Annotated in this window: 7 protein-coding genes and 1 pseudogene; 6 read left to right on the forward strand and 2 right to left on the reverse strand. The window is 47.8% G+C overall.

Features of this window, described 5'->3' with window-relative positions:
* A partial coding sequence (locus OCV69_RS16035) for a hypothetical protein (protein WP_331485783.1) occupies positions 1–483 on the forward strand: 483 nt, incomplete at its 5' end.
* A 44-nt stretch (positions 484–527) separates the two neighbouring features.
* On the opposite strand, the gene OCV69_RS16040 is transcribed toward OCV69_RS16035, so the two are convergent.
* Positions 528–1,340 (reverse strand): helix-turn-helix domain-containing protein, encoded by an 813-nt coding sequence (locus OCV69_RS16040; protein WP_158360269.1) that lies wholly within the window; start codon positions 1,338–1,340, stop codon positions 528–530.
* Positions 1,341–1,447: 107 nt separating this feature from the next.
* Here OCV69_RS16040 and OCV69_RS16045 point away from each other — a divergent pair, with 107 nt between their 5' ends.
* The 5 genes from OCV69_RS16045 (at position 1,448) to OCV69_RS16065 (ending at position 5,072) form a co-directional block, all read left to right on the forward strand.
* On the forward strand, positions 1,448–1,702 hold the full coding sequence (locus OCV69_RS16045) for a DUF3847 domain-containing protein (protein ID WP_158360268.1): 255 nt from the start codon (positions 1,448–1,450) through the stop codon (positions 1,700–1,702).
* Entirely contained in the window at positions 1,699–2,019 is a 321-nt protein-coding gene (locus OCV69_RS16050) for a transposon-transfer assisting family protein (RefSeq protein WP_158360267.1), read from the forward strand. The genes OCV69_RS16045 and OCV69_RS16050 overlap by 4 nt, the downstream gene beginning before the upstream one ends.
* A 366-nt stretch (positions 2,020–2,385) precedes the next feature.
* Positions 2,386–2,928, forward strand: a complete 543-nt coding sequence (locus OCV69_RS16055; protein WP_158360266.1) for a CPBP family intramembrane glutamic endopeptidase — start codon at positions 2,386–2,388, stop codon at positions 2,926–2,928.
* A gap of 139 nt (positions 2,929–3,067) precedes the next feature.
* A complete protein-coding gene (istA, locus tag OCV69_RS16060; RefSeq protein WP_262563233.1) occupies positions 3,068–4,561 on the forward strand; it encodes an IS21 family transposase in 1,494 nt (497 codons plus the stop codon).
* A complete protein-coding gene (locus OCV69_RS16065; RefSeq protein ID WP_262563232.1) occupies positions 4,554–5,072 on the forward strand; it encodes an ATP-binding protein in 519 nt (172 codons plus the stop codon). The genes istA and OCV69_RS16065 overlap by 8 nt, the downstream gene beginning before the upstream one ends.
* Here OCV69_RS16065 and OCV69_RS17060 read toward each other — a convergent pair.
* Positions 5,029–5,232, reverse strand: a pseudogene (locus tag OCV69_RS17060) (IS3 family transposase); the annotation flags it as partial. The gene OCV69_RS16065 and the pseudogene OCV69_RS17060 sit on opposite strands and share 44 nt — an antisense overlap.
* Positions 5,233–5,342 lie beyond the last annotated feature (110 nt).

Raw genomic sequence — 5,342 nt, forward strand, 5'->3', positions numbered from 1 at the left:
ATACAGTACATTCCGAACACGTCCGAGAGCTGCCCCACCTGCCAGGAAAGCTATCCGGCACAGGCATTTCTTGTTTGTGTCAATACAGGAGAAACCTATTCCCTTGACGTGTATCACACAGACGAAAGCCCGGATGATGAATACGGCGGTATGCGCCTGTCCTTTGGTTATGATGAAATCAGCGAAGCGAGTATTCATGTAACATCATATCCGGGAGAACAAGACGGCTATGCAGAGATTTTCCGGGGGCGGCGGATTGTCAGCGCCCACAAGATGAAGTCTGTTTTTTGTGACGATTGTATCAGGGAGATTCTAAACACGATTGACGGGCAGCTATTGGAGGAAGTTGTTCTTTTTGACGCAGAACAAAAAGCCTTTTATCCGGTCAAGGACGAGGAAACGCTTCAAATCGGAAGCTATGGGCTGGCTGTCAGCTATGACAGCGGGGATTTCAGGATTGATATAGAATATGTCAGCGAATAAAGGCGCTGCCGTTGCAGGAACCGCAATTCCAACAACGGCAGTTTTTATTTTCTCCTGCGCCGGAAATTCAAAGGATTGTTTTTAATGACCGGCGATTTTGCCAGCACTTTTTTCAAGACTTTCTGCTCATCAGGGGGCAGCTTGTCAAAGTCGATACCCAGCATATTTAAAATGACTTTCCAGATTTTTGTCAGGTGGTCGCCGGGGAATTTCAGGGCGTTTTGAATATCTTGCGCCATTTTCTTTGCGAGGGAGAAATCCGGCGTGCTGTCAATGTCGTGTTCATGGGCTTTCCGTATATCGTGGAGAATGGAATCCCATGTTTTATGCGTTATATGGCAGAAAAAATCTTCTTCCTCTAATTGGGCGGCAAGAAGCGTTTCCGAATATAAATCCCCGTCCACATAGCGGTGCTTCTGAATGAGGGCAAGCCGCTGTTCTTCCAGCCCTTCGTTCATATCCCGGAAGCGGGCGGTCGCATGACCGTCTATGTAAATTTCCGTATCGGTCATCAGCCGCTCAAACTTTCCGTGGGTGATAATCTCACAGAGCAGACGGTTATTGATTTTGCCGCTTTTCAAAAGCTCCACTGTTTCATCATTCAGGTGCAGCTCCATTAAGGGCGTGTTTACCTGCTCCCTGTTTTCTGTCCGGCACAGCAGGTAATCAAGGGACACCCCGTAGAAGTCCGCCAGAATAACGAGGTTGCCATGATTGATTTCTTTGTAATCGTCCGCTTCATAGCTGCCAAGGGCAGACTTTGAAATGCCGGTCAGGTTTGATAGTTCTTCCAGCTTCAGCTTTCTCTCTATGCGTAAATCCTTTAGCCGTTCCTGTATGCTAAGGCGTGATTTCATAGGCGAATGGCTCCTTTCCGGCGGCTCCCCCGCCGCTCTCTAAAGATTATACCACACCATTTCCGAGAACGTGGAAATTTTCGATTTTCAGCTGGATTTCCTACTTTATGGATATACGGAGCAGGGCGCAGCATGAGGAAAAGATTCTGGAACACCAGATAAAGACGCTGACCCGAAAAGAGCGGACGCACCGGCTCTGTACCAGAGGGGCGGAGTTGGAAAGATACCTGCCCCACCCGGAGCTTTTGCCGGAGGAACAGGTCAAACTGTTCTTGAAGCTGCTCTTTCATCGGGACAGCACCCGGCAGCTCATAGAACAGATATTTGCCGGAACCGGCACAGAAAAGGAGGACACGGAATGAATGTGAAATTTTCAAAGGACGAGCTGGCTATGGTTTACCAGTACGCCGCCGCCACGAAACAGGAAACTCTTGCCGGACTTCGGGAAATCATGCCGGTCATTCGTGACAGGCAGGCGAGGGAGATTGTGGAAAGCACAATTCGAAAGCTGGACGCTATCCCGGAGCCGGAGTGCCGCCGCTTTATCGCTGACACCAGACAGCGGTTTATCCAGAAGCGGGACAATTCAATCCGGCGCAGGCTGGCGGAAGCAAAGGCGCAGACGAGAGAGAAAACGCCCCATTCCAAGAGAAAAGAGCCAGACCGGGAACGGTCATAATAGCTTCCAGAGCGGTAAGCGTGGCTTCCCCCTCTGAAAGAGGGCGCAATTATACACCACTTCGGGAAGTGGTGCATTGCGCCCTGCCGGGGGCGTCCTGCGGACAGCAGATGATTTTCGTTTCGCTCCTATCATCACAGGGGACGTTACACTTCCCCTGCGCTGGCCCCGCCAGCTACCCCTTTGTGGACTTGCCGCCCGGAACTACCTTGCATTGCAAACTATTTCCAACTATTTCCGCCCGACAAGTTTTCCGAAATCCAGCTATACTTTTTCAATGGGATAGCGTATAATGAAGCCAGTGAAAAATCGGAATTTATTGAAAAGTTGACTGGAATAAACTATATAGATTTAGGAGAACACTGAATGAAAACAAATTCAAAATTGCGTACTTCGCTTATTATTTATGCCATGATACTTTATGGTTTATGGAGCTTATTAGAATTGTACTTGAAAACCCAAATTGGAATTGACGAATTTACAAAAGAAGTATATATCAAGCTTGTGTTCTGGCTTTTTCCTGCAATCGTGATTCATTTTCGTTTTAGTGACAATATGTTCGTCAAAAAGGAAGAAATGTATCTATTAAGGAAAAACTGCTGGATATTTATTCCAATAATGCTATTATTTACAATTTATATTTTTATAAGTGAATACTTGACCAATAGTAAGATTACGATAAGCGAGTCTTTTGGAATAAACACTGTAGTAGAGGTTCTTTCTATAGCTATTGGAGAAGAAATGGTTTTTAGAGGACTGTTTTTGAATGCTATATTGAACGATAAGAAAAAGTATCTTGCTGTGTTTATCAATTCTTTGATGTTTTTAATTATTCATTTTCCTGCGTGGATTCAAGGCGATATTTTTATTTCGGTATTCACAAGTGGAGGATTCATCTGTTTTCGGTAAAATAGAAATCGAGCAAAAGGGCGCCAAAATGTGAGCACCCCAAATGGCACAAAAAATGAGCCATTGTCAACACCCCCAAATTATAGCTACCATTAGTTTGTGTCGAATAAACTAAGGAGGTAGCGGAAAGGTGTTAAGAATGGCTCAAGTGCAGTATATCAAAGATCTCTACGAAAATGAAGAGAAAAGTTTGCGGGAAATATCCCGCATCACGGGTCACAGCTTTGAAACTGTCCAGAAATACGCCCAGAAGGAAAACTGGAGCGAGGACAATCTCCCGGATACTGAGCCAACGAGTTATCCGGTGCTGGGGAAGTTCATTCCTATTGTGGACAGCTGGCTGGAAGCAGATCGCAAGGTGCCAAGAAAGCAGCGGCATACAGCCTGGCGACTTTTCTGTCGCCTACGGGACGAGTACGGATTTACAGGCAGCTACTCCAGCGTGAAGCGATATGTCCGCAAGAAGAAGTATGTGATGAAAGTCCAAAGTGCAGGTTTCCTTCCTCTGGAACGCACACCCGGATGTGGTCAAGTGGATTTCGGCGAGTTCCTGTATTACGATGCCGGAGGGCAGGAGCAGAAGGGCTACGCTCTGACCATCTCCTTCCCGCACTCTAATATGGGTTATACGCAAGCATTCCCCTCGCAGAACCAGGAGTGCCTGCTGGAAGGGATGAAGCGCATCTTTGAACACATGGGCGGTGTACCTCCCCGGCTTCGTTTCGATAACATGACCACCGCTGTTGCACAGGTTTTGCGGGGCACTGAGCGATCTCTCACAGAGGGTTTCAGCCGTTTTATGCTGCACTACCGTTTCCAGGCCGAGTTCTGTAATCCGGCCTCTGGCAACGAGAAGGGCAATGTGGAGAACAAGGTTGGATACAGCCGCAGAAATGCCTTTGTGCCGGTTCCCACCATTACTTCCTTTGAAAAGTTTAATGAGGAATACCTGTGGGGCTGGTGCGAAAAGGATGCCCAGCGTGACCACTACATCCACAAGATTCCGATCCGGGAACTGTGGCAGGCAGATGCGGATGCGCTGCTGAATCTGCCGGATTATCCATTCACGGTATTCCGCTATTCTACGCTGACTGTGAGCAAGACCGGTTTTGTGGTGATTGACACGAACCGGTATGGACTGTCCCCGGCACTGGCTGGCGAGGTGGTACAGGCCAAAATCTTCTTTGACCACATTGAATTTTTCCACGACCACCATGCTGTTGGTACCTTCCGGCGCAGTTACAAGCAGAATGATGAGATCTATGACTGGACGCAGTATGTGTCCACTCTCTGCAAAAAGCCCCGGGCAATGGAAAATACCCGGTTCTTCCACCAGATGCCGCAACAATGGCAGACTTACTTGGCCTCCACACAAGGCAAAGAGCGCAAGAACGCCTTACAACTTCTCAGCGAAATTGTGAACGACGGCAATGCTGACCTGTGCGACGATGCATTGGAGCTGGCCGCACAGAACGGAAGAACCGATACGGACAGCCTGCGCCAGTGCTACTACATGGTTGCGAAAAAGGAATACCGGCCTGACCCATTGCAGTTGACTTCCGGCCCAATGCTGAACTACAATCCCAATCTTTCCATTTACGATGGCCTGATGGGAGGCGATGCCCATGGCTGAGCAGATTGAACTGATGATGCGGCAGGTGAAGCTGGGCGGTATGGCAAAGGGCTGGCGTTCTGTACAGTACGAGAACACCGAGCAGTATGTGACCGAGCTTCTAAAGCTGGAGTTGCAGGAGCGAGAGGCCAACCGTATTAACCGCATGGTGAAAACAGCAGGGTTCCGTGTACTGAAAACCCTGGATGAGTTTGTCTGGAATTCTGCCATTGAACTTCCCAGCGGCTTAACGCAGGAATATATGACTGATCTGCACTTTCTCACCCCAAAGGAAAACCTGATCTTTATGGGAACGGTTGGTACAGGCAAGACACATCTTGCAACGGCTATTGCCCTGAAAGCTTGCCAGGAAGGACGAAAGGTGCGGTTCTTTACCGCAGCCGGTCTTGCCAATCTCCTGCTCGAGAAGAACAACAAAGTGATATTGTCAATATTGGTTGACACATTTATCTCAAAGATATCACTGCCTATGCAGCCTGTTCCAGAGATTGGTAGTATCTCTGTCGCTTAATTATCGGAGGAAGCCCACCATTGGCCGAGCAGATCCTCCTGTTATTCCAGTAACTGATGAAGTATCTCCAAATGAGAACCTTCAGTCCCTCTATGGTCATAGTCTCCGTATTGTAGCGGTCATAGAGAAGCTCGCTTTTCATTCTGGCCCACATGCTTTGAAGTGCTATACTAATGTTGTAACAGGAGTGGCTAATAAGATATAATCAATCTTATAAAGAAAAGAGGTACACATTATGCCACAGAGTTACACCCCTGAATTTAAAAAGAA

Source organism: Alitiscatomonas aceti (genome assembly GCF_025567195.1).
In the GTDB taxonomy this organism is placed as follows: domain Bacteria; phylum Bacillota; class Clostridia; order Lachnospirales; family Lachnospiraceae; genus Alitiscatomonas; species Alitiscatomonas aceti.